The organism is Streptomyces sp. NPDC013187 (assembly GCF_042899705.1).
Taxonomy (GTDB): domain Bacteria; phylum Actinomycetota; class Actinomycetes; order Streptomycetales; family Streptomycetaceae; genus Streptomyces; species Streptomyces hawaiiensis_A.
Map to the genome: position 1 here is coordinate 1 of NZ_JBIBAF010000049.1, position 1,895 is coordinate 1,895.

Annotated in this window: 1 protein-coding gene; it reads left to right on the forward strand. The window is 69.8% G+C overall.

The window, feature by feature from the left end; translation table 11 throughout:
* Window positions 1-1,895: type I polyketide synthase (locus tag ACFY5B_RS39450; protein WP_389980082.1), on the forward strand; the 1,895-nt coding region annotated here is incomplete at both ends.

Here is a 1,895-nt window from a genome sequence, read left to right on the forward strand (position 1 = left end):
GAGTTTTTCGGGATGTCGCCGAGGGAGGCGACGGCGGCGGATCCGCAGCAGCGGTTGCTGTTGGAGACGGCGTGGGAGACCTTCGAGGACGCCGGCATCGACCCCACCTCGCTCCGCGGCACCGCCACCGGCGTCTTCACCGGCGCCATGTACGACGACTACGCGGCCCGGGTGGTCGCCAGGCCCGGCGAGTACGAGGGCTTCCTGCTCGCGGGCAACCTCTCCAGCGTCATCTCCGGCCGGATCTCCTACACGTACGGCCTGGAGGGGCCCGCCGTCACGGTGGATACGGCGTGTTCGTCGTCGTTGGTGGCGTTGCATCTGGCGGCGGGTGCGTTGCGCGGTGGTGAGTGTGACTTGGCGTTGGCCGGTGGTGTGACGGTGATGTCGCAGCCGACGACGTTCGTGGAGTTCTCGCGGCAGCGTGGGTTGTCCGTGGACGGTCGTTGCAAGGCGTTTTCGGCGTCGGCGGATGGTACGGGGTGGTCCGAGGGTGTGGGGCTGCTGTTGGTGGAGCGGTTGTCGGATGCGCGGCGGCTGGGTCATCGGGTGCTGGCGGTGGTGCGGGGTTCGGCGGTCAACCAAGACGGTGCGTCGAATGGTTTGACGGCGCCTAATGGTCCGTCGCAGGAGCGGGTGATCCGGCAGGCGTTGGCGGGTGCGGGTCTGAGTGGTTCCGATGTGGATGTGGTGGAGGCGCACGGGACGGGGACCCGGCTGGGGGATCCGATCGAGGCGCAGGCGCTGCTGAACACGTATGGTCAGGACCGCACCGGTGAACAGCCTTTGTGGCTGGGTTCGTTGAAGTCGAACATCGGGCACGCGCAGGCGGCGGCCGGTGTCGGTGGTGTGATCAAGATGGTGCAGGCGATGCGCCACGGCGTTCTGCCCAAGTCGTTGTACGCGGACGAGCCGACCACGGTGGTGGACTGGGCGGACGGGGCGGTGGAATTGCTCGCCGAGGCCCGGGAGTGGCCGGCCGTGGACCGTCCCCGACGCGCCGGCGTGTCCTCCTTCGGGATCAGCGGCACCAACGCCCACGTCATCATCGAACAAGCACCGGACGAAGCGTCCCGCAGCGAGACGACCCGCGACCAGGACCGCCCCGCGGTCCCCTGGATCATCTCCGCCCGTGGCGAGGAAGCCCTGCGCGACCAGGCCCGACGGCTGCACGCCCACGTGACCCGTAACCCGGACCTGGCACCCGGCGACATCGCCTACTCGCTCGCGACCACGCGCGCCGTGCTGGAGAACAGCGCGGCAGTCGTCGCCGCCGACCGCGACGCGCTCCTCGAGGGCCTCGCAACGCTGGCCGAGGACGGCTCCGCGCCCTCCGTCGTACGCGCCACCGCCGACCGACCCGGCAAGACCGCCTTCCTGTTCACCGGACAGGGCAGCCAGCGACTCGGCATGGCACGCGAACTCCACGCCGGCTCACCGCAGTTCGCCCGCGCCTTCGATGATGTGTGCGCACGGCTCGACACCGAGCTCACCCGCCCCCTCAAGGACGTGCTCTTCGCCCGGCCCGGCTCGGAGGAGGCCGCGCTGCTGGACCAGACCGTCTTCACCCAGGCGGCGCTGTTCGCCGTCGAGGTCGCTCTTTTCCGGTGGTTCGAAGCCCACGGTGTGACGCCGGATTACTTGCTGGGTCATTCGGTGGGTGAGGTGGTGGCGGCGCATGTGGCGGGGGTGCTCGATCTGGCGGATGCGGTGGCGTTGGCGGCTGCGCGTGGCCGGTTGATGCAGTCGGCTGTGGCCGGTGGTGCGATGCTCGCGGTGCAGGCCGGTGAGGAGGAGGTCCGGGGGTTGTTGGCCGGGCACGAGAGCCTGGTCGATGTGGCTGCGGTGAATGGTCCGCGGTCGGTGGTGGTCTCCGGTGATGCCGAGGTGGTGGA